This is a genomic window from Alkalibacterium putridalgicola (genome assembly GCF_900109825.1).
GTDB classification, from domain to species: Bacteria; Bacillota; Bacilli; order Lactobacillales; family Carnobacteriaceae_A; genus Alkalibacterium; species Alkalibacterium putridalgicola.
This window is the reverse complement of the sequence record NZ_FOBL01000007.1, coordinates 65,981-88,151: the sequence shown is the minus strand read 5'-3', so window position 1 is coordinate 88,151 and position 22,171 is coordinate 65,981. Positions and strand designations below refer to the sequence as shown.

The 22,171-nt window shown below is 37.0% G+C and carries 18 protein-coding genes; 1 reads left to right on the top strand and 17 read right to left on the bottom strand.

The window, feature by feature from the left end:
• The first annotated feature begins 356 nt into the window (after positions 1–356).
• The gene (locus BMX84_RS03765; protein WP_091487354.1) at positions 357–557 is read left to right on the top strand and encodes a hypothetical protein; all 201 of its coding nucleotides are present in this window, start codon (positions 357–359) and stop codon (positions 555–557) included.
• A 141-nt stretch (positions 558–698) separates the two neighbouring features.
• On the opposite strand, the gene BMX84_RS12685 is transcribed toward BMX84_RS03765, so the two are convergent.
• The 17 genes from BMX84_RS12685 to BMX84_RS03680 form a co-directional block, all read right to left on the bottom strand.
• Entirely contained in the window at positions 699–1,424 is a 726-nt protein-coding gene (locus tag BMX84_RS12685; protein WP_091487353.1) for a YecA family protein, read from the bottom strand.
• A gap of 335 nt (positions 1,425–1,759) precedes the next feature.
• Positions 1,760–2,017, bottom strand: coding sequence for a type II toxin-antitoxin system PemK/MazF family toxin (locus BMX84_RS12845; protein WP_091487350.1), 258 nt, complete (start codon positions 2,015–2,017; stop codon positions 1,760–1,762).
• Between the two features lie 80 nt (positions 2,018–2,097).
• Positions 2,098–2,358: an AbrB/MazE/SpoVT family DNA-binding domain-containing protein gene (locus tag BMX84_RS03750; RefSeq protein WP_091487349.1), complete on the bottom strand. Its 261-nt coding sequence runs from the start codon at positions 2,356–2,358 to the stop codon at positions 2,098–2,100.
• A 131-nt stretch (positions 2,359–2,489) separates the two neighbouring features.
• The gene (locus tag BMX84_RS03745) at positions 2,490–2,678 is read right to left on the bottom strand and encodes a hypothetical protein (protein ID WP_143058662.1); all 189 of its coding nucleotides are present in this window, start codon (positions 2,676–2,678) and stop codon (positions 2,490–2,492) included.
• A 23-nt stretch (positions 2,679–2,701) separates the two neighbouring features.
• On the bottom strand, positions 2,702–5,257 hold the full coding sequence (gene pglZ / locus BMX84_RS03740) for a BREX-1 system phosphatase PglZ type A (RefSeq protein WP_177165454.1): 2,556 nt from the start codon (positions 5,255–5,257) through the stop codon (positions 2,702–2,704).
• A gap of 14 nt (positions 5,258–5,271) precedes the next feature.
• Positions 5,272–8,820: a BREX-1 system adenine-specific DNA-methyltransferase PglX gene (gene pglX, locus BMX84_RS03735; protein WP_091487344.1), complete on the bottom strand. Its 3,549-nt coding sequence runs from the start codon at positions 8,818–8,820 to the stop codon at positions 5,272–5,274.
• A gap of 12 nt (positions 8,821–8,832) precedes the next feature.
• Positions 8,833–12,486, bottom strand: coding sequence for a BREX system P-loop protein BrxC (brxC, locus tag BMX84_RS03730; RefSeq protein ID WP_091487342.1), 3,654 nt, complete (start codon positions 12,484–12,486; stop codon positions 8,833–8,835).
• A 20-nt stretch (positions 12,487–12,506) separates the two neighbouring features.
• Positions 12,507–13,088, bottom strand: a complete 582-nt coding sequence (locus BMX84_RS03725) for a DUF1788 domain-containing protein (protein ID WP_091487340.1) — start codon at positions 13,086–13,088, stop codon at positions 12,507–12,509.
• Entirely contained in the window at positions 13,085–13,690 is a 606-nt protein-coding gene (locus tag BMX84_RS03720) for a DUF1819 family protein (protein ID WP_091487339.1), read from the bottom strand. The genes BMX84_RS03725 and BMX84_RS03720 overlap by 4 nt, the downstream gene beginning before the upstream one ends.
• Before the next feature lie 245 nt (positions 13,691–13,935).
• Positions 13,936–14,157: a type II toxin-antitoxin system RelB family antitoxin gene (gene relB / locus BMX84_RS03715; RefSeq protein ID WP_091487337.1), complete on the bottom strand. Its 222-nt coding sequence runs from the start codon at positions 14,155–14,157 to the stop codon at positions 13,936–13,938.
• Positions 14,158–14,371: 214 nt separating this feature from the next.
• Positions 14,372–16,168, bottom strand: coding sequence for a GmrSD restriction endonuclease domain-containing protein (locus BMX84_RS03710; RefSeq protein WP_091487336.1), 1,797 nt, complete (start codon positions 16,166–16,168; stop codon positions 14,372–14,374).
• A gap of 228 nt (positions 16,169–16,396) precedes the next feature.
• Complete coding sequence (locus BMX84_RS03705; RefSeq protein WP_177165453.1) at positions 16,397–17,395, bottom strand: PD-(D/E)XK nuclease family protein; 999 nt, start codon at positions 17,393–17,395, stop codon at positions 16,397–16,399.
• A gap of 257 nt (positions 17,396–17,652) precedes the next feature.
• On the bottom strand, positions 17,653–17,829 hold the full coding sequence (locus BMX84_RS12480) for a hypothetical protein (RefSeq protein ID WP_177165452.1): 177 nt from the start codon (positions 17,827–17,829) through the stop codon (positions 17,653–17,655).
• Between the two features lie 1,226 nt (positions 17,830–19,055).
• Entirely contained in the window at positions 19,056–19,361 is a 306-nt protein-coding gene (locus tag BMX84_RS03695) for a DUF1413 domain-containing protein (protein WP_091487330.1), read from the bottom strand.
• A 290-nt stretch (positions 19,362–19,651) separates the two neighbouring features.
• Entirely contained in the window at positions 19,652–20,182 is a 531-nt protein-coding gene (locus BMX84_RS03690) for a hypothetical protein (protein WP_091487329.1), read from the bottom strand.
• Positions 20,183–20,209: 27 nt separating this feature from the next.
• Entirely contained in the window at positions 20,210–21,199 is a 990-nt protein-coding gene (locus BMX84_RS03685; protein ID WP_091487327.1) for an ABC transporter permease, read from the bottom strand.
• A gap of 12 nt (positions 21,200–21,211) precedes the next feature.
• On the bottom strand, positions 21,212–22,111 hold the full coding sequence (locus BMX84_RS03680; protein ID WP_091487326.1) for an ABC transporter ATP-binding protein: 900 nt from the start codon (positions 22,109–22,111) through the stop codon (positions 21,212–21,214).
• Positions 22,112–22,171: the final 60 nt, after the last annotated feature.

The following is a 22,171-nucleotide window of genomic DNA, read 5'->3' as shown; positions in this document are numbered from 1 at the left end:
TGACTAGCGTTTTCTTATAGTCGACATCATAGGTTCTTCGGTTTGACATCGATAGACACTCCTTTTCGATAGTTTATATTCTATCAAAACGTGTCCAGGATTTCATACTAACATCAATAAAGGAATCATATAAAGGTGGTGAGAATTTTGGTACTCTCTCATCCTTTGGTATAACGGAACATCTATGATGAGCCTCGTGAAGTACAAGTCATTTTGGTACTCTCTCATCCTTTGGTATAACGGAACAACAGTCGAAGTCGATAAGAATACAGTAGCATTTTGGTACTCTCTCATCCTTTGGTATAACGGAACCGGTCGGAAACAGTTCGTAAACATAAACTCGAAAGGACAAACGAATGGAACCCGTAGAACTTTATATTCCAGTACATTTAATTAATAACACTCAAAATATCTCTTATTTACATAAATACTATGAAGAACTTGTTAAAAAAAAGTGGTTCAATAATAATTTGGACATAAGCCGCGAAATGGTCATAAAGGCACAATCACTAAAAGAAGAAAAGGTGGCAGAGTACCTTGCTGATTTATTTTCATGAGTATTTTTGTCTGCCATAAATTAAGATCCTGCTATCAAACTTTGCATTCCAAAGCGTTAAATATATAACTGCAAATTTATATTTTATACAAAAGAGACGCAACCGATGATGTGATCGACTGCGTCTCTTTTCAGTAAAGAATTATATTTTCATTTTATTGTCTTTATCAAGACAACATTTCTTGTATTTCTTTCCGCTACCACAGTGGCAAGGATCGTTGCGTCCTATTTTTTTAGTCAGTACTTGATTGCCAGCAGATGCATTACCAGCAGCACTGTACCCCAAATCTTTTAACTCTTGATTCGTATGCCCTTTATTTGTCCATAGTCTTACATTATCCTGAAGCTTCCTGACTAATCGCTTGACTTTATCTCTCTGCTGTTTGCTATTAAATTCTACACCTAGATTATCTAAAGTTGACATGACTGTCAGAAAACTAGCATTGACTTCAATCATTCCCTCAGCGTCTTCGCAGACTTCTTCCGCCCGTTCTTCATTACCATCCACATGATATTTTAATACATGATTATACAGCTTTTTGTATGCTTCAGATTTATAGAAGTAAAACTCATCCATATGCTTCATTAATTCATTCTTATCAGGAATGTACCGCGGTTTACCTGCTTGCTTAGCCAAGGTCTCATCCAAATCATCGTATGCTAGAATTGTTTCATGAACGAAATAATTGCCTTCTTTATAAGCAAAGTGCTTTTCTATTTCTTGAACCGATGCATCGAAATAGTCTTCGATTTCTTGTGAAGTGATCTGCTCGTCCTGTTGTTCATTATAGATTTCTGCGACCACATCTTTATGGACCACACCATAAAGACGAGTCAAAGTTACAATATATCGAGAAAGTAAATTCATGTATTTCCTCCAGTCAGTCTTTTAGAAAATCTTTCTATCAAATCGAGCCAATTTCATATTCATCGTTTACAGCACTTAATAAATCAGATTTTTCAGAACATAAAAGGAACCCCTCCATATGGCACAGTTTGGTTGTCTGAGATAGACACGTACTCCAGGAGGGATTCCCTGAGTTTATTATACAACATTTGACCTTGTTTGGCATTAGTTTTATCTTATATTTGAGGTTAAAAAGAGAGATCAAAAAAACAGCCAATTTGAAATTGTATGCGTGTTTCACTTATTCAAAAGGTCATTTAGCGAATATAAATATATGTTGTTATCTTTAAAAACGACTAAACATCTTCTCTACCCATAAACGAAAATACATATTCCCTGCACTCATCAAGTAGTGATGCTGGAGCAGATTCTACAATTTTAAATGTTCTACTTTTCAAGTCGACAGAGCGTAGGTGATCTGTAAGAATAACTCCAGTAGTTGTCATTCCATCGCTCAGATTTACTTCAAATGGATAGCCTTTCTTTTGGTTGGTAATCGGTGCGACGATACTTAAACTAAGGACTTTAATAGATCTTGAGTCTGAAAGAACTATGCACGGTCAAAATCCGCTTTGTTCGTACCCTTTAGTTGGCGAAAGATTTAACAAAATAATATCGCCATCATTAGGAAAGTTTACCATTTCTCTCTACCTACTTCTTCACCCCATTCAGTCATGTCATGTCTATTTTCATCCGTCACTTGACTGAGTAGTTCGTCTAAGGATAGTTTCTTCTTTTCTGGTTCAACCACCAATTTACCATTCACAAGTTCTATCGATACGTTAGTTTTATTTTTAATGTGCAAATCATCTGCCATCTCTTTTGGAATGCGTATTGCTATACTGTTTCCCCATTTTTGAGCTTGTTTATAAACCTTTTTACTAACTGTAGCCATAACTGTGGCCTCCTAGTAATTTATACCATAATTTTACCATTGATTATAAAACGTGGCTACATTGGCGATCAGTATAAGTGAAAGATGACCTTCAAAGGATACGTATTGTCTCCTTGAAGATCATCTGTAATTTAAAAAGGCAACTCTAAATCTTCATCATCTTCATCACTGCTCAATTTATTTTCTTCCAGCAGTCCTTGTTCTCTGGCTTCTTCCATAGTTATGCCATAAGGTGCACCACCACTGGTATAGCCTGCAATGAAGAAGTAGCTATCGCCATAAACAAAATCTTCAAAATTTTCCTCTTCCGATTTTTTCATTTCGTCCCTCGCTTTGTCAAACGTCATCCAATCAAATCTAGTTTGAACCGTTCTTTAATAATATCCTCTTCATCATTCGCATTCTCCATAACAAAGTAATGCGTATCAATGGAGCTGTAAGATTCGTTGAGTAGAACAAACTTTTCCGTATAGACACGTTCATCACTTGCTTTATTTTCTCTATCTGCAATGAGTGTTAATTCATTAGAGATTTTTCTCCCCTTGTCATCTTCAAAATAAAGGTTTAGTCGTTTCTCTTTCTTCTGTTCTGACACCGGCTCTGTTTGAAGGAAAGATAACCAGACAATATTGTTTGTGATCGTTCGTGTCTGACTGATCAATGAGACATCCACTTCTGGTATTTCGTTTCGGCTGCGGTCAGTCTTGATTCGGAGTAAAGGGACCATCATTTCTTGTGGCAGATGTCCCCCATGACTATATTGATAGCCGCCTCCTTTTAAGGCAAAACGATTCATGCCTCTCGGAACGGTGATGTAGCCGGTATTATCTAAACGTTCTGACAAGGTAAAACTCAGTCCGCTGTAATGATCCTCTTCTTTTTCAGATAATATAAAGCGTTTATTTTTTACCCAGGCATCTAAATTATTTTTAACCGAAACTTTATCACTGCTTGAAATAGCAGATCGTGTATAGAGATAGCCATGATCGGCGGTAACCAAGAAGGCGCCAATACTGACGTCCCCTGTTAAGCGATTCATTAATTGGATCAAGTCATTAATTGAATCCCTCGTTGCTTTAAAAACATCGTTTTCTGTTGGCAAATGGTCACCAATAGCATCCACTTTGTTATGGTAAACGTATACAAGCTTCTTACCAGCCATCTTCTCTCTTAACTGGTCCTTAGTCATTTGATCAATGTCTGTCGCTTTTAATGCTAGGGCTTCAGGATGACCATTCTTTTTCAATATAGCCTCACGGTTAGCGAGTCCTATCGTTTTCATCTCGTCGACTAAGACAGTACCATCTGTCTGAAATTCCAGTGAGTGATGTGGGAGCAGACTTGCCATACCGACCGATGTAATAGAAGGCAGTTCTGTTTGCAGCCAATCGATTTCTCCGTTGAACCGCTTCTCTTTTGTTAACTCCTGGTACAACTCTTTACCAGCCTCATAGCGTAAGCCATCCGAAATAATAACAACGATACGCCGGTCGTGAGCTAGATAAGGCTTCACTTCGTTGTCAAAGAAGTTAGTCTGCAGTTTAGTTGAATCAAACGTTTGGGTATTTTCAAAGTACAGGTCCCACTTCTTTGTAAAGTCATTCAGATACTGGTTCACGTAAAGTCTTTCCATCTGATCCTTTACCGGTCTAACTGTCTCTTTCTGGTCTGATTCGAGGTCATCATAGTATTCCGTCATTTTACGGTAAGCAGTATCCACGTGATAGCCTTGATCACTATAATATTGCCAAAGTTTACGGGGCTCTGCCATAACCTGCCAGTCTCCTTCAAAAGTTTCTGTATAATGGTTCAATTGAATAGCCCATTTCAAGAAAGAATAACTGTTTTGAAAGTGATCGAACCAGATGGTATTGCGTCGTTTAGCTAAGAGTGGCAATAAGCGGTCACTGTCACTGACATGCATCTGAATCGATTGCACAAACCGGTCGATAAGTTCATGGTCGAACCATTTAAATGTCTCACACTCCGCCAACGTTTCACTTGGAAGATCATGTAAGAGATTATCAAAGTCCCATGCACTTTCAACGACTGTGGAGACAAAGTAAAAGGCTGATTCTTTGTTTTTTGTATTCATCCACTGATTGATGAAGATCACGATCTGATTACTTTTTTCAAGCATGTAAGGTTTAAGTTCTTTTGGCATAGACTGACTAAGTTCCGTCCCTAAATAGGTGAGAAAGACTTGATGCATGAGTTCGTTAACGGATAAGCTGCCATTCATGCTCGTGTCTTTATTGTAGCCTAGTAACTGGTCGATCATAGTCCAGAACCGTTTTTCGTCTCCAAATTTAACGAGCTGGTCCCACTTACTGTTTTCTTTGGAAGCCGCTTCTTCAAAAAGTTCGATCAAAACAGCCATCCATGTAGCAGCTGGTGCCTTAGTCAATGCAGCAAAGACGGCATAGTCGACGACTTCTGCTGAGTGATAAGGACTTTCATTATATAGGCGCTTATACTGGCTGATCCGGTTTTTAGCCCTGAAAAAGACAGGGTATTCTTTAATGATCGCTGTGATCTCTTCATTGTCTGGATCGATACCCAAAGTCAGATACAACTGGCTTAAGGCATCGACCTTCAGCTCTTCACTGTATAGAAGAACATCCAGGAGCGGATTGTCTTCCATGGGAGGTCTCTCCATAGCAAAATATAAAAAGAGATGCGTGTCTTTTAACTCCTTTTCAATCAGATAGTTTGTCTGAAAAAAGTTATGAGTGGTGACTGTTAAAAGTTCTACAGCATCAGCTTCTTCTGCCCACGTTTTGATTGTGTCAGCGTAGGCTTCTTCAGGATCAAATAAATACAGAATTTTTCGTCTTTCCACGTCTTTCAATGGTGAAGCATAAAAGGTTTCAATACGAGAAAGTAACTCTTCAGCCAAGTGAACACCTCCTGTTATATTTTTTCAAAGACGTTTTGCTTTTTTGGTTTGTTTGATGTGTCATCTGTCACTTCAATATTTTGGAATAGTTGATAGTTTTCTTTTACACCGTCATCCAAGTCAAGCTCGACCTGCTTTCTGGCGACATGTTCGATGACCTGGTCATATTTGGCGAGTTCTGCCCGGTCTTTTGTATATTCATCAATCGTCTTTTGTGCCCGAGCTTTTTGTGTGGCTGAACTGGTTTCATCCGCAATGACTTGTTGTTCGTGACTGATAAGATTGTCCAGCACTGTGGCCTGATGAAGAATATACTCGGTACGCAGCTGAGCAACGGTATATTTGTGATAGCGGTGGAGATACATAAGTCCTTTAAAGGCGCCGCGTTTCCCACTCGTGAACTGCCAGTATATTGGACGTTTCTGATAAGTTTTCAAATGATCCTTATAAAATTCTTTCATGAAGTAACGTCTTATACGGTCTCTGGCACTTTCATTACTCTTCATTTTTAGTGCTTCTGCAATGAAACGAAGGTTCTCTTCAAGTGTCTCTTTCCCATAAATCAAACTGACCAGTTCTTCTATTTTGTTCATGATGTCATCTTCGAAATATTGATCTTCAGTCAATGGGATGATATTGGTGTCATCTGGTTTATAAGAAGTGTAGTGGCTCTCGTCCCACTCTCCACCAGCATAAGCCAAACCTTTTTTATCAAGTGAATACCGACCAAACATGACGCCGACTAAATAGGATAAGAAACTCTTAACGTCCCGGTCCAGTTTTGCTTTATTCACCGTGACATCTTTTTCTGCCACTTCTGGAGTCAGTTCATCTTGAAGACCATAGATATCAATAAAGATACGGTTAAGTTCTTCTTCATTCTCTTTGAGTTGATAGAAGCATTCTTCAGCAACATCGCTCCATTTGTTAAAGCTGTCTTCAATTAATGAAGAATCTTCTTTGTAAGTTAAGAAAGGATGTTCCTCAAAATCCCAGGAGGTTTCGAAAGAGTCCCAGTCTTGCTTTGCACCTAATACCGCTTTTTTGGTTATATTCTTTACAAGCTTTTCTTTTCTTATAATTATTGGGAAATTTTTTAAAGCAATTGGATTAAGATCTAACGTTGGGGCTAAAATATTTGCGATTTCTCTAGAAACAATGCTATTAAGAAAAGCCATAAAGTAATTTACACTAATGTTTTGGTTAACAAACCCCATAGATCCTTTAGTATCAAATATAAATCCTCTCTCACAATATCTCACTGCTAATTCATTAGACAGTGTTGACCAAGTAAAACCTTCCTTAAAGTAGTACTGTTGGTTTTTTAATCTACCTCCTGGATGATTTTTGTTCAGTACTTGATGAAACTCTTTCATTTCTTTTCCATTATCTTCGAAATTTACTAGATAATCATTGTTTCCATACCATTTACTTGATGCCCCACCTTTGTTATATGGAAACCATTTATATGAACTTTTAATTGCTTCATTCTTACTAAGATTGAAACCTATTTTTGAATAGTTGATTTCATTCCAGAACCTCAAAAATCTTTCATTATCCGAAGTTGCTGCCCCTTGTTTTATGTCAACATAGTCTGATAATTTATCTTTTTCAAAAAGTTCGTAAAACTTCTCTGAAATCCAATAAGCGATTGGGCTTCCAGGAATTTTGATGAAGTTTAATTGAGTTGTAGTATGATATAATTCTTTATTAAAGAAATTATTTCTTTTTTCCTGTGCATTTTTTATATCAACCATACGAACATAGGTACCGATATAATCTTTTATTGGAATCTTTCTAATAACATAAGAAGTATTTTGGACAACTTCTCCTCCAATTTCCTCAAAAGTTCTAGTCCCTAAATGCAGCATATTTACAATAGTTTGATCCTTCACCAGTTTATTTCTTAATTTGTCAAAAGAGGAAATAAACATCCAGGTTTGTTGATTAATCATTCCTATAAATCCATTTTTTTTAGTGAAAATTCTTGTTACGTCCATAAAAACAGCGTACAAATCTCTTTTTTCTTCGGGATATTCTTTTTTTAAATATTTTTTAAGATCAGCGTTCATACCTTTTGATCCCATATAGGGAGGATTTGTTACTACAACATCGTACTTTTTGCTCAGAACAAGATACTGCTCAATCATGTCTTCGATTAAAGGAAAAGCATATTCTATTAATTCCGTTGTCAGAAGATCTATTTCAGCTTCATTACGAATATAGTCAAGTTGTTCCCTAATAAGTTCAATGTTTATTTCAGGCATTTTCAAAATCGATCCGTATAACTTAGCATCAATAAATGTCTCTACAAGAGCTGCTATTTCTTTTTTGATTTCAGAGTTGTTTTTTGCGAAAAGATCTATTTGACTGTCAGTTATCGTATTGGTTTCCTCGATACTATGAATATTAACCGAGGAGTTGCGACTAAATAGTCTTCGGTCGTATTCTCTGGCCTTCATAATTAATGCAAATGTAGCCAGCTGGGCTGCTCGCTTATCAATATCCAGTCCGTAAAGATTATTTTCTAAAATAAGTCTAGGAATATCACGTTCTCTATATCCTCTTGAAAGATAGATAGTGTAAAAAACATCAAAGGCATATACTAGAATATGACCAGATCCACAACTTGGATCTAAAAATGAGACGTCTTCAATATCCATTGTTGGGTCTTTAAGAGTTTCTAGTTGAGCTTTGACTGATTCGGGCTGCTCGGCATCTTCAAGGTAATAGTTTAAAGATGACTGTATCGTTTCATCTGGATGTGATTCAAGCCACAATCGGCCTAATGAATTGTCTACCATATACTCGACGATCCAACGTGGCGTGAATAACTGCGTTGCAGGACCAATTTCTTTTTTTCCTATTTTTTTCTTTTTCTTTAGATTAGCGAAGACTTCATCTTTTTCATCCGCAATGTAAAACTGATACAACCAGCCAACGATTTCAACTTCAGTCCAGTCTTGTTCATCGACCATCGTAACGATATCTCGAATGATGCTGTTCTCGTTAAGCAAGTTATCTGGAAGAAGTAGTGCCAAGTCATCGGTGATTGGATCAAAGACATTAGGAAGGATATCCCCCAGTTTGATACTTTGTTTAATTAATAAGTATTGATAAAGCTCATTTAGCTGACTGTTTTCCTTCATCTGATAAACACGCTCGCGGTTCAGATCAAGGTCATCCACGAGTGATAAAATCTCTGTTAACGCATCGGGTTCACGTTTGTCTGGGTTTTTTGAAGATAAAATACGCATATGAATGGGCAAGAAATCATTGACTTCCATATAGCGCATGGCAACGAAGCGGTTAAACCAAGTGTACGCCGCTTCGTCCATGACTGTTTCATAACCTTCCAGCTGGATACGATTTTTCAAATGATTGTATTGCTTTTGTTCGCGCTCACCCATAACCGTTCCATTGATAATGAGTCCGTCACTCAATTCTTGTAACGGTTTGATCTCGTCTTTGGTGATGCCAAACGAGTAAGCTTTTTGCCTTACAGCATCTTCTATTTTCTTTCGAGCAACTGCTGCAAATTTTCTTAGTTGTGTCTTGTTCAAAGTCAGTCTCTCCTATATCAGTTTAATGTAGTCGGCGTTGTCCAGGTACTTCTTCAAGATTTTACGCATTTCATTTAGATAATCTTCAATGTCTTCTTCACTATTCAGTTCGACCATGCGATTAGGAATGATTGTGTCTTTATGAACCACAACTGTTTTTGGAGGACTCGCTGGTGGTGTCTGGTTAATAGTAACTCCCTCACCATCTGTTCCTCGATCTCGACCATTCACTCCATCACCGTTAGCTCCAGTAATTTTAGGCGGAGTTAATTTAGTTGGTGGGTTTATCTTCTTCTGTCTTCGTCTATTCGAAATCGCCTGTTTCGCTTCTTCGATCTGATGAATAAGTGTCCTTTTGATCGTGCTGGATTCCTGTTTAAATGATTTTAGGTCACGAACTGTTCCTGCTGTCTGTAAACCTGTTTCAACATTGGACAGACGGAACTTATAACTACGGTAAAGCTTGTCGTACTCTGGCTCCCCTTCTATTGCTTGAAGTTCCTGTTCAATGTCTAATTTGTCTTGTTCGATCGCATCATGAACAGGCTGTGATACAGATTCCAGTTCATCTGTATACGCAGAAGTGAACTGATCAGTCCAGTCTTTCAGTTCCTTCATCTTGCGATACGGACGTGGTAGATCGATAATGGCTTTTTCTGATTCATAAATCGTTCGTAACTCATCGTTTTCGATATAGTTACGGTCTTTCTCGTAGTGATTCACTTGCTCAATCGCTTTATCATAGATGTGTTTGTGATTGTTTAAAAATTCTAATATATCTTCAAGATCTTCGAATAGGTCTAACAGTTCGTCTCCCTGTTCAACATACTGAGTCAAAAACTCTCTGGCATCTTTGATAGAAAGTAAACGCTCTATTTTTGTGATCGCATCGCGGATCAACTGCTGGTCAGGATAGCTATTTTCTCGGTAAAGCGACAGTTTATCTTGCAGCTCTTTTAGTTCAGTGCTGAATCGGCTGGTGATCGTCTGGTACATGTCTTCTTCTTTATCTTCGAGTGCTGAAATATTAAATAAATCCTTGGTCAGCTCTTTGACTTTTCTTTTGATTGAGTCATTTAATGTTTTGCGTTTAGCAACAACGATTTTCTCCTGCCATTTGGAGCTTTGAATGTTTCGCATAAAGTCGTTTTCAAATACATTCATATGTTTGCTGTTTAAAGTAAACTGAACTTTTTCAAGTTTGATCAGGCGGACCAAACTAGCTAAAATATCGAGATCATTCCATCCATAGGGCTCAACCGTATAACGATTCAACACTTCTCTCAACGTCACGACCATATTGCGTTCCTTTTGCATCTCAAGATAACGTTCGATTTCTTCTGTTGCTTCATTATTTTTGTCTTCATACTCTTCCAGCAAGGATACATCTCTACGTAAAATAAGCCTCTCCAACTCGTCTTTTGTATAGGATTGTTTGATATAGAATATCTTAGGATACGTATTTGAAACCAAAGAGTATAAGCCTTTTTCAATACGCTTTTCTGGTGTACCACTGATGTCGATTTCTGATCCATTGACAATGATATTAGCTTCACTGATATCCTGCTTCAATTTGGCAACAAAGACATCTTCCAACTGCTTACGTTCTGAAGCTTTTCTCTGTCGAATGTCCTGCTGAGAAGGCGTCAGTGACTGAGTCGTCTGTCTTCTTAAATACTGATTGATTCGTAAGTAATTCTTGATCTCAGTGAAGTCTTCCTCTTCAGGCAAACGGACGATAACCATTTTATCTTCGCGTTGAGACAAGGCAATGGCATCCTGATCTTCATAGTGATCGGAATACGTTGTCATGAAACGAACGCCGATCGTCGAAGCCGTACTTCTCAGTGAACGGTCATCGATCCATAAAGAAATATCCATAAGATAGGTGATATCAGGTTGATCACTATAAGGCTGATAAGTAAAGCGTCTAATATTCAACACGTCGTTGATCAGGCGGTTCCCAGCTTCCATAATGTATTCCGATGTAGGAATTTCGATATTATCGATTTCACGATTGATATCCTGTTCTTCATTAGTCAAGAACAAATATTTATTACCGATACGCTGGATCAGAAATTCATTTTCCAGCAGATCTAGTGAGCGCTTGATGTTGTTACTTAATTCGATCATGTCTTCGTCGATAGAATGGATCATCAAAGTCGTTAAGTTCTTTAATGTGCCTGGCATTTCATCGACATAGCGAATGAGGAAAAGGAGTTTCAAGACATTTACGTCGAAGTCACTCAGCATCTCATTTTGATTGGCTTTAATGATCGTTGAACGAACCGAATGTTCTAAGGCCTGGTCGATATTATCATAGAAGACATGGAAAGGAATCAATGTGTTGAGGTCTTCTTCTTTGTGCTGAATCGTTGCCTGCTGGATGGACTCCAATAGGTTACGTTCACCATCCGATAAGTGTTTCCCAGCTGATCCATGTTCACGAATGCCAGTAAAGACTTTTTGGAGGAGATTGAACTGATACGGTACAAAGGGATACACTTTAGCAAAATCTTCGCGACTCTTATAAAACTGCATCGTTGCCGCATCTTCAAATTCAAGCTTGTTTTTGATCGAGACAGCATGCTCATCGTAGTTCGAAAGAAGCTTAGCGTATGCCTCTGCCTTTTTATCAAGCAAACGAATCTTGATAACCTCATCGGCGTTGGCGCTGCTTAAGCTCACACGGGTATTGAAACGCCCCTGGATTTTTGAAAAATCTGTTGAGGACATATGTTCTTGTAAACTGTTTATATCTTGTTGGGAAGTAACAATTACCCAAACTTTACCGTTGCAAAGCTTACCTAAATCTTCAACGACGGTTTGCAGATTAAGCATCAAATTCGTATTTTCAGATATATACTGACCCACTTCATCTACGGAGAAAATCAGACGGTAGTCTTTATCTTTTTTATCGACATATTTTTTGATACGTTGAGCGAATTCCTCTACTGATATCGAGTAATTATTTTCACCATTCTCAAGCCAGCGGTTAGCACTCTCTTCACTGCTGTTCGTTGCTTTGGCTAAAGCGGTGACCGTTTCGTCAAAGTTATAGTACAGCTCTTCTCTACCCTCAGACCATTTCAAGCCTGTTTCTTCTTCAAAATAACTTTGGAACGTTTCATATTCGCCTTTTTCATCCAAGGTTTCTTCCAATTCAGCTAGCCAAGGGATACTTGCCGAATAGCCACGCATTTCGTTATACACTTTATTAAAGACTTTAACGATCGCCGTTTTGTTCTGCTTGCTGTCAGAGTCAGCCTTGGAATCAATGTTAAACAAGACGACGTCACTTGGATGATCCGTGACTTTTTGCATCATCGACAGTAACTCCTGGTTATGTAGTTTATCCTTAAAGAAATCAACAGGTTTTTTACTGTCTATTTCCATATTGGACTGCAGCAAGTAAGAAAGAATTTTTAAGAAATGAGATTTACCAGAACCAAAGAAACCTGAAATCCAAACGCCCATTTTATCCGTTGGTTTATCGTAAGCTTTTGTGTAGGCTTTATAAAACGTTTCAAAATGTTGATGCAGTTCTTCAGTTACAACATACTCTTCTAGTTCCTGCTTGATATTCTCTTTTTCTTTTTGACCGATCTTTATAACACCTTGAATATCTCGTGTGATGTCTTTTTTAAATAGCTGTTCTATTTTCATAGACGTATACTCCTTTTCGTTTAGTTTTCTATCAGTTTGAATGCACGGTAGTAATTGTCATCCATAAAGCGTGAGAATAGACGTAATCCACCGTTTTCATAACGTCCTGGATAAAACATGATCAACGGTTTCTTCTCAACGACTGTTTGAAGATTATTCAATACCGTGTGTGACCGAACGATCGGATAAGCTTTGCCCACACCTGTGATAAAAATCATGGCGTTTTCATCCATATGTTCTCTGATATATTTTACGATCCAGTCATTATCAGTCGCAAGCTTCAATGCTTTTTTCATTTTGTCGTATAGGAATTCACTTCCCTTTTTCTCTTCCATTTTAAAGTTCTTATCCATATACCCGCGTTCTTCAAAAAAAGCTAAAACGATATCGAATAAATCAAATACCTGAATTTTTGTTCCCGGGTTCTCCTTCTGTATCTGCTTCTTTATATAGGGAATAGCATCTCTAACCACCAGTTCGTCTTCCGGTTCGTAGTCAAAAATGTAAAACCCCACTTCGTTACCTAGACCTTTGTTTGATAAGATTTTCGGATCTGATAATTTTTCATTTAACTCATCAAGCCTTACTGTGATTGGTCTCACTCGATAACCTCCCCTAACAATACTTCTACGATATGTTTTTCTTTCTCGGATTTTAAATGCTGTTCAACTTGAGATGAAATGATTGGTCTTTGTAATATGATCTTAGTTTCCGAATAATTGGCATACTCTGCATCCACCAGCGCTTGGTGATAAGCGTTTACTAATCTTTCACGTGTTAATATCTTCCATTTTGCTACAGTTTCATTTTGTTCAACCTTAGTTTCAATGAATGAGGTAGTATCTAATTTTGTGACTTCGTCATCAAGCGTTAACCACTTATCCCAGACAACTTCTCTCATCCATTCATAGAAAAGAGTATCTTTCTTAAGAATGGCATAAAGTAAAATAGCTTTACATGTCGATGTATCAGAGACTAGAAATTTGTCTAGCAGAAAATCATCTAAGTTGGTCAACCGTTTTCTGATTTCACTCAGAAAACTTGTACGCCGATCTTTACTTGTCAGCTGGAAAAGATTATCAGCTATCACTTTTTCTTTAATATCTTCATCACTCAACCCTTGATCAATTAACTCAGCAACCATTTTAGTTTCTCGATATAAAAACGGACGTGTATTTAACGTTGTTAGGTACTTTTTAGTCATAATTTTCGCTCTTTTCTAAAAGACTCTATTACCTTTAAGTATAACAGTTTGGCCTGATCGGCGAAATGGTTAAGCTAAAAAAGACCACCTCAAAAATAAGTAGGTGGTCGAGTATTAGTAATGATTTATGATTACACCTGCAATCCTGAGACTAGTATCTATAATGGTTAACTTTTCAGTATAATGCTGATGAATGCATATAGGACAGCTTTTCTTTTAAAACGAACCTGATAGTTCTTTGCCATTCAATCGGATAACTCCTTTAGCGTCTCATCAAAAGACAGGCTTGCAGGCCTTTCTTCATATTCTTGCATTGCTTGTTTGTATAAGTTCAAGTCACTGTCATCTTCTATCTTTTCTAAAACAGCATTTCTGAATAGAGCAGATACAGAAATGTTCTTTGATTTAGCGTACTCTCTAATGATTTTTTCTTCCTCAGAATCGATTTTTATTGAAATAGCAGCCATTGAAATCGCCCTTTCCTTTATACTTACGCTGTAGCACAAAGAGATTACGAATGTAATTTATTTTCTTTAAGATAAATTGACACATTAAGGTCTTAAATTCAGGGTCGACATCCATCGCAAACTTGTAAATCGCGTCACCAATAGCTGCATTTTTTATTCCGCGCTCCTGCCATATTGTTAGAGTTTAGCATGATTACTTTGTAGTCTTACTAAATCATAATTTATTATAATATTCTTTGATTTTATCTGCCATCAACTTTCTTCTCTCAACGAGGAAATCCTCGTAATCATCTACATCCATTGAAGATAGCGAAGTCGGAATAGCATTCATTCTCATGTTTTCTTTTAGTTTCTCACTGTCATTAATTTCTCCTAAAGTAAATGACTCGTTATCTAATTGATCCATGATCCATCCCATGTATTCTTTAGGTGGTTGTGCTTTTATTTTAAGATTCACCGGTTGTTCAGTATAAGCATAGTTGGCAATCTGATTATAGACACCACGTCGGTTATAACCATTCTTTTGAAGATAGCGTTTAGGGAAAATATGGTGAATATCTCCTCTTTCTTCTATCAAGTGCTGTACGGTCACGCTATTTGAAAGAAAAGCATAGTCTTTCAGATATACTTGAGCCATTACAAATAAATTGAAGTAAGGACTGCTTCTAACTGACGTTTCGAAATTATCGGGTAATATAGTATTCCAGTAGGCGCTGGATAATTCTCCTTGCTCGATTCGTTTAACGTAGTCTTCTGGATTTTCAGCATCAGCGAACCGTTTTATATCATAATCGAATTGCGATTCTGGTGATGAAGAATAACGTTCCGTAAGAATTGAAATAACAAACCATTTTCGAACAACTTTGTTTATGACAGGTGTGTTGATGCCTTTATCTTTAAGGAGTAAAAATAATGCATAAGCAAAATTCAATGTATTCTTTGATCTGACTAATTTATTATGCACGACCCCTGCCGACTTTATGATTGTAACAAACTGTTTAAAGTTAGTTTGATTCACGAATTGTAAAACTGCATCATGCAAATCATTAAATGATTCTTCTTCGATTACTTTTTTGTAATCTCTCGTTTCAAAATCTCTACCAGATAAAAGACTCACCAAATCAGATAATCGTCCTCTTAAGAACTTAAAGGTAAAAGCAACTCTTAGAATATCAGTATAACTCGGTTCATATATCCCTGAATTATAGTTTTTTACCCAACTGATATAACGGAAGTTTTGAGTATTTGTAAATTCTTTATCATTACTTTGAATATGCTCATAGCTTGCTGGATGAGAGATAATATTAGCGAAGTAGTCGACTGTTTTCCTTATGACAGGTCCGTTGAATTCATCATTAACTGAAATTTTAGACATCGCGAAATCAGCCTGACTTAAAGCTACCCCTGCTGAGTTTATACGTATGAAAATCTCTGTAACTTCTTCTATGTCGAGTGCATGTGATAATTCAATAACACCGATCGAACTGTGCTTGATACTTTCTAGTTTATGCAAAATTTTACTTAACTGATTACGTCCTATTTCAGGATTTTTCTCACAGTACTCTTCAACATAATCAAATAAGTTGAATCGTTCGCTAAAAATAAAAGATATATCAGGAATCCATCGTTTATCTTTTCGTATTGCCGGATTCGAAACTTCAAATATTTCATTGATTGGATCAAAGGCAATATTTATATTCTTCTTATTATATTTTTTATCTACAATTTTGTTGCCCGAAATCGCGGCCATTAATGCAGTCACACGTTGCTGTCCATCTATCAATATGGTTTTACCTTCTGAAAGATGACCATTTTTCAAACGCGCATCTGGATTACGCCATGTGATGATATAACCAACGGGATAATCATTGAATAGTGAATCCAATAAGTCCCGCACTTTTGCGCTTTTCCAAACAAAAGGACGCTGAATTTCGGGTATTGCGATCTTTTTTTCATCGATCAAAGATAATAGTGAATTGACCGTTGTATTATTTACATTATAATTTGCCATAATTTCACACCTAATAGTTTTTATTAATTTTAACACATAAATAAAGCGTTACCAACTCTATAAGGGCTTAAGTGTGCATTATCTACTTTTTTAAATCAGTAGTTGGTTAGTTCAAAGTTTTTGATTTTCTTAAAAAAAGCACAGGCTCCTGTCCATTTAAAAAGACATAGAACCTTGTGCTTTTTTTTTGGTTAAGAATACTCAAAGATATTTATCGTGATTATATTTCTATAACGTCACAGTATAACTCCCATTTCTTATTTTATCTAATACATTTTCCATAACTTTGATCTTTTCTTGGTAGTTGTTTTCATCATACTCAATATAACCAATCGACATAACCTTTCCGTTATGAAATCGTTTCTTTTCAAATCCAGATACTAAGTTTGATTCAGTTATATAATTATAGATTTCCCATTTCAAGTTGTTGATTTTATCTTCACTGACAATTTTGATTACAATAGAATCGTCTTCTATTTGTAGATAAAGATCTGTTACATTATAGTCTGCTAAACCTGTTTTGTTGAGCTCTTCAGGAGTTGAAAAATACCACCATAACCCATGGAATCCACCTCGAGGATTAGGGACATACCCCCATCCGTAACCTCTATCAAGACTAAGGCCTTCAGTATTGTTCTCATCATCTGTTAGATAGTCAAAGAATCCACGGTATTGGTCACCAGTCCACTTATCAACGGGGAGTGTTTCAAACTTCTGAACTCTTTCTTCAAGTTCTCTTAAGAAATGATAATAATTGGAAAAAATTGTATTGTTCGATTTATCGATGTAAGGTGCCATAATAGCCAGCATATCTTTACGAGTTATATGAATGTTGACATCTTCTGGATGAGCTTGACCAATGATTTTATAGTAAACAGTGATGATGTTCGCCTTACCTTCATTAGATATTAAATCTTTATAGCGTTCTACCTGATCGCTATGTTGAGAAGTGTAGGTTTTATCTTCAAGAATGATGTGGTACTTATCATTAACCTGAATGTAGACATCAATATTTCTATATTGCTTTTTTAATTGGGTGACTGTAATATTTTCATCTTTTATTTCTTTGGAATATTTTGAAGAGATGATTTTTCTGAGCACTTCAACAGCACATTGATTCAGATATTGATCGTCTCCTTCATATTCCTTACTAGCAAAATTAAACAAATAACAAAGAAAAGCATCTTGAGATAATTCGCTTGTTGCATAATCAAAAATATTATTCAAAATAGTTCCTCCTTAGAGTCCATAAATTGTATGCGCTATCATTTTTTTATTAAATGTAAATTCTGTAAACCACTGCCTTCGCACTTAAACATTTTTAAAACTACAACTATGTCTGGATATGTGCGCCTTCACTTCTCAATGTACGAAGTAAGTCTCTGTGTTTCCTAAGCGCTAGTACCATATATTAGAATTTCTAAAGCCTCTTTCAGTCACTTTCTATTATAATCTTGAGTGACCAGTAACATACATAAATTAAACTATTCGTTTAATGCATCTTCTAATTCTGATTCTGTATATCCAAAAGTATAATCTTCATCCTTGCCATTTGATACCCATATATCAGCAGCATCATAAACATTTAATCTTTCATCATCTTCATGGTAATCCTCAAACTCTTCAGAATTATTTCGTTTAAAAATATCAAATAAGCCCATTTAGATTCTCCTATCTTAAATATTATAATATACTACGGATTGGTAGAACGGCAGTGTGTCTTAGTCTAAAATCAACCATAAGATATTATTATAATGATTGTTAAGTGTCCCTGAAATCTTCTTCTGACTCGTAAATATTTGCAGAAGAGATACTATTTTTATGTCCACATTCAGTACATTCCCAAATATACTTATGACCATCGAAATCTTCTTGATTATTTAAGCATGAGTTACACCGATCGCAGTACCAATCAACGTCAAAAAAACTATTAAACATTGAATAAATTCCTCCTCTCTATTTATGATCTACTATGGCATTTCGTTGCTTCTGATTTTTAAAGTATCTATGTGTAAGTATTTGATACTCTCAGATGATACAGTCTTCTTTGATTAGAAGTAGGTTTATTACTGTATTTTCACTTGTCATAAAAGCCTAAACGTTTATCTAAAATGATTTATTAAAAAATACAAGTTTTCAAGCTTAACTCCGACATCTAGTCGGTTGTCTACCCTACATTTCTTTTTTTCAGTTCATGACATTACTTCTTTTAATAAATTTCTTTAGGTATACTAATATTGATTAACTAATCATTGTTACTCTAGAGTATACCGTCGGAATAAAGATAAATCATTTCTTGATTCTTCTATTTAACTTGTTGTAGTTTCTCATCATTCCTCCATTACCTTTTTAATTACTTTGCCCAATCCTGAAATAATGAATTTCAATGCATTCATCTATCATTCCTCCTTTTACAACAGTTTTTATTTTAGTATCTTAGAAAGCCATGATTTATTTGTAACAAAGTCAGCTAATGGTGCTTTTACTATAAATCCTTATAGTATTACACCCAGCCTGGATGGATCTTTTGACAAGTACCCATTTGTTTTGACATCCAACAATTATTTTTCTTGTTCAGGTAAATATAAGTATCTATGATCAATTTGTTCCTGCTGCATATTTGGACAATTCAGTCTATTCATCGTTTAAATTAAGCATACGCTTTTGTAACCGTTTTTTCAATTGGTGAGAGTGTCAATCGGCATATATGAGTGCTATTTTTTATATAGCGCACTTTGTTATTTGCTTTTATATTGCAGAGATTTAAGTGTATTGTAATCAAAATAGCTATTCCCTTCCTCCTAATAATTTGGCTGAATAGCTATGGTCAGATAGCAAAAATGGCAGAAAATCAGAATGATCCACCTGATTCCCTGCCTTAAATGTATTATCCTTCGAACTTGCTTTTATCAAATCTGTATACGGCATAGCCTTTTTTATTATCATCCGCTCTAGTGATATAAGGGAGATCATTTTTTACTTTGCTTGCAAAGGTTTTGCCTAAAGTCCAGTTCCCCGGCCATACAGCCACTTCGTCCCATTCGCTTTCTATGAACAGATCTTTCAATTCGAATTCAAAGCCGTCTTCAACTAAGCCCTGTTTGATACTCTCCTTGAAGTAATGCAGTCTTTCTCTGAGAATCAATTCTCTGACATCTTTCTGCAAATCTTTACTTATCTTGCTTGTATCCATATCCTGATCGCCCTTTCCGTCCTGTGTAGTTTGTATTATGTAATCCCTTAATTAAATTTATCACAATGAGATAGAAATAGAAAGGGTATAATTATAAAAATATTAGTATATATAAAAAAACCGTACTAGTGAGTCACGTTCATCTCACTGGTACGGTAGCATTGGTTTTGATTCTTTTAGGCTTATGGTCAAAGGATAGCTGCTTCGTGTAACCTTTAATCCCACGCTTAACTACCGTATATGAAGCTAAGCATCCACCATTTACACATGCAGCAGTATATTCTAGCACGTTACAGTGCACCTGTGGTTAAGATAATATCCATGCCTGCTATGACGACACTCACAATAGTAATGGCTTTTTTGATATGCTGTGGTTTGTTTTCTCCTGAAATATAAAAGAAAAGGAACAGTGCCGTCGTAAAGATGCTTACGAGTATCGAAAACACGATATTGCCTTGAAAGTTTAATAATGCAGCAAGTAATTCAAGGATGATGCCGATGGCTGATGAGTAAAACAAGGCAGACCAAATTTCATTTTTATAGACATGCGTATCTTTGGCGATCCACTGCGTTGGGAATTTTGTCACGAGATACTGAAAACCCACGCCAAGCAACCCACTTATAAGACCAATGACGGCTCCGAAAATGAGCCCGAAAGACCTCATGCCTGGATTCATTTCAAATAGCTCAGCAACTTCCGGTTCAGCTGAAATATCTAATATGCTGAAATTGATCAGGATGGAAGTGAGCAAAACCACACTAAAAACAGCGAGTGCTAACCACGGAAATCTTTTTTTATTGTTCGTTACGTTTTCATTCATCTGTGTTTCCTCCAATTTTTAACGTTATCATAAAACATCTTGCTTGTTGAAGGCGTAGTAGGACAGTCCTAAAAACACCGCTACATACACCACATTAACGATCGCGGAAAAAGGTAAACTTACCCCGTCGATGTAGGTCGTGCGTCCAGGCAAGTAGTTTTCCAAGCTCCAATTAGCCGTTATTAAATACTTTGCCAGATCCGTTTGTGATGCCAAGTATTGCGTTACTCCGGTACCTAGGAATATCGCGCCGAGTGTCGCACCGAGGGATAATGAGGTGTTTCGTGTTAGGGTCGACAGCATAAAAGCCAGTGACGCGATAATGACTAGATAAACCAGGTTGCTGGCCACTAAGCCGGCAAAATAGCTTAAAAACTGCACATGTTCATACGTGCCATTCATCGTCATGAAGACATATTCCGATGTTGGATTCATATCTGTGGTGAATAGCGCGAAAATCGCCGTCGATAAATATAACAGTCCATAGTAAAAGAACGCCAAGAGTAGGGTCGTGATATATTTAGACGTCAATATTTTTGTTCGGGACTGGGTACGTATCAGCAGCAATTTAATGGTGCCCATAGAAAATTCCTTTGATACCATAGCACTCGCAATGATCGTTACAAAAATCCCTATCAGTGCATTCATACTTGATGCGCTGACTAAGCTGCTATAGAAATTATTCGAAGCAGGCGGTTCGATCCCCGCCTCTAAATGATAACTGAGTCGCTCTATTTCCGTTTGATTGAGACTCACTGTCATGCTGTCGTTAAACGTTAACTCAGTGTCGTCCTGATTCAGCAAGTCTTCTGTTTCTTCCTGCAAGGTGTCTATCTCTTGAGACACGTCACTTTCCCAGTTCTCGCTGTATGTACTCGTTTCGTTTGCCTGTTCATTTTGGAAAATCAGCGGCATAAAACTCATCAATGCGGCAATGCCGACAATAAATACCATGATTATGATGTTGCTTTTTCTTGAAAACACTTTTTGCCATTCGTTTATAATTAGGTTTATCATCATATCCTCCTCTTATTCAGCTGTCAGGTGTAAAAAGCGGTCTTCGAGTGAATGATTTTTCGGTTCCACACTGTATATCGCGATACCGTTGTTCACGAATGCTTTCACTAGGCTGGAAACATCGGACAGTTCAGCTGGTAATTCGACCACTAAATAGTCCTCCAGCAGCTGACTTATGATGTCGAACTGTTCTTGCAGCAGCACTTGCGCTTTTTCTGGTTCAGAAACCTTAAAGTGGTAAACCTGTTTAGCTTCATCCCTAACGTTTTCTACCGCAATGAGTTCCCCTTTTTTGATGATAGCGATGCGGTCACACATGAGTTCGATTTCGCTCAATAGATGACTCGATACGATCACTGTGACATTTTTCTCTTTGGCTAGCATGCGAATGTGACGGCGTAATTCCTGCATGCCTGCCGGGTCTAGACCGTTGGTTGGTTCATCTAGGATCAATACCTTCGGATCATTCATCAGCGCTTGCGCGATTCCTAAACGCTGTTTCATCCCGAGGGAATAGTCCTTGACCTTGTCATTGATTCTATCTGTCAAATTGACAAAGTCTACGAGCTCAGCAATTTTCTCTTTAGACACACCGTTGTGCATGCGTGCAAAATAGTCCAGATTCTTTTGTCCGGAGAAAAAAGGATACATCTCGGGATTTTCAACGATCGCTCCGATGTTCCCCAAAGCGTCCCGGTGTTCGTTTTCGACATCATGTCCGCAGACACTGATTTGCCCTTCTGTTATGTCGATCAGTCCAACGATCATGCGAATAAGTGTTGTCTTTCCTGCCCCATTCGGACCAAGCAGCCCTAACACTTCGCCCTCGTTGATCGTCAGCGATAGATCTTTTATGATTTCTTTTCTGTTGATGGTCTTTCCTACCTTATCTATTGCGATGGTTGTCGTCATAGTATCTCCTTTTTCTGTATAGTTTAGTACACCTTTGAAAAGTAACTGGGTGAAAGTGTA

Coding starts and splice junctions, on each gene's coding strand:
- BMX84_RS03765 (WP_091487354.1), top strand. CDS start 357: ATGGAACCCGTAGAACTTTATATTCCAGTACATTTAATTAATAACACT.
- BMX84_RS12685 (WP_091487353.1), bottom strand. CDS start 1,424: ATGAATTTACTTTCTCGATATATTGTAACTTTGACTCGTCTTTATGGT.
- BMX84_RS03750 (WP_091487349.1), bottom strand. CDS start 2,358: ATGGCTACAGTTAGTAAAAAGGTTTATAAACAAGCTCAAAAATGGGGA.
- BMX84_RS03745 (WP_143058662.1), bottom strand. CDS start 2,678: ATGAAAAAATCGGAAGAGGAAAATTTTGAAGATTTTGTTTATGGCGAT.
- brxC (WP_091487342.1), bottom strand. CDS start 12,486: ATGAAAATAGAACAGCTATTTAAAAAAGACATCACACGAGATATTCAA.
- BMX84_RS03720 (WP_091487339.1), bottom strand. CDS start 13,690: ATGACTAAAAAGTACCTAACAACGTTAAATACACGTCCGTTTTTATAT.
- relB (WP_091487337.1), bottom strand. CDS start 14,157: ATGGCTGCTATTTCAATAAAAATCGATTCTGAGGAAGAAAAAATCATT.
- BMX84_RS03710 (WP_091487336.1), bottom strand. CDS start 16,168: ATGGCAAATTATAATGTAAATAATACAACGGTCAATTCACTATTATCT.
- BMX84_RS12480 (WP_177165452.1), bottom strand. CDS start 17,829: ATGGGCTTATTTGATATTTTTAAACGAAATAATTCTGAAGAGTTTGAG.
- BMX84_RS03695 (WP_091487330.1), bottom strand. CDS start 19,361: ATGGATACAAGCAAGATAAGTAAAGATTTGCAGAAAGATGTCAGAGAA.
- BMX84_RS03690 (WP_091487329.1), bottom strand. CDS start 20,182: ATGAATGAAAACGTAACGAACAATAAAAAAAGATTTCCGTGGTTAGCA.
- BMX84_RS03685 (WP_091487327.1), bottom strand. CDS start 21,199: ATGATAAACCTAATTATAAACGAATGGCAAAAAGTGTTTTCAAGAAAA.
- BMX84_RS03680 (WP_091487326.1), bottom strand. CDS start 22,111: ATGACGACAACCATCGCAATAGATAAGGTAGGAAAGACCATCAACAGA.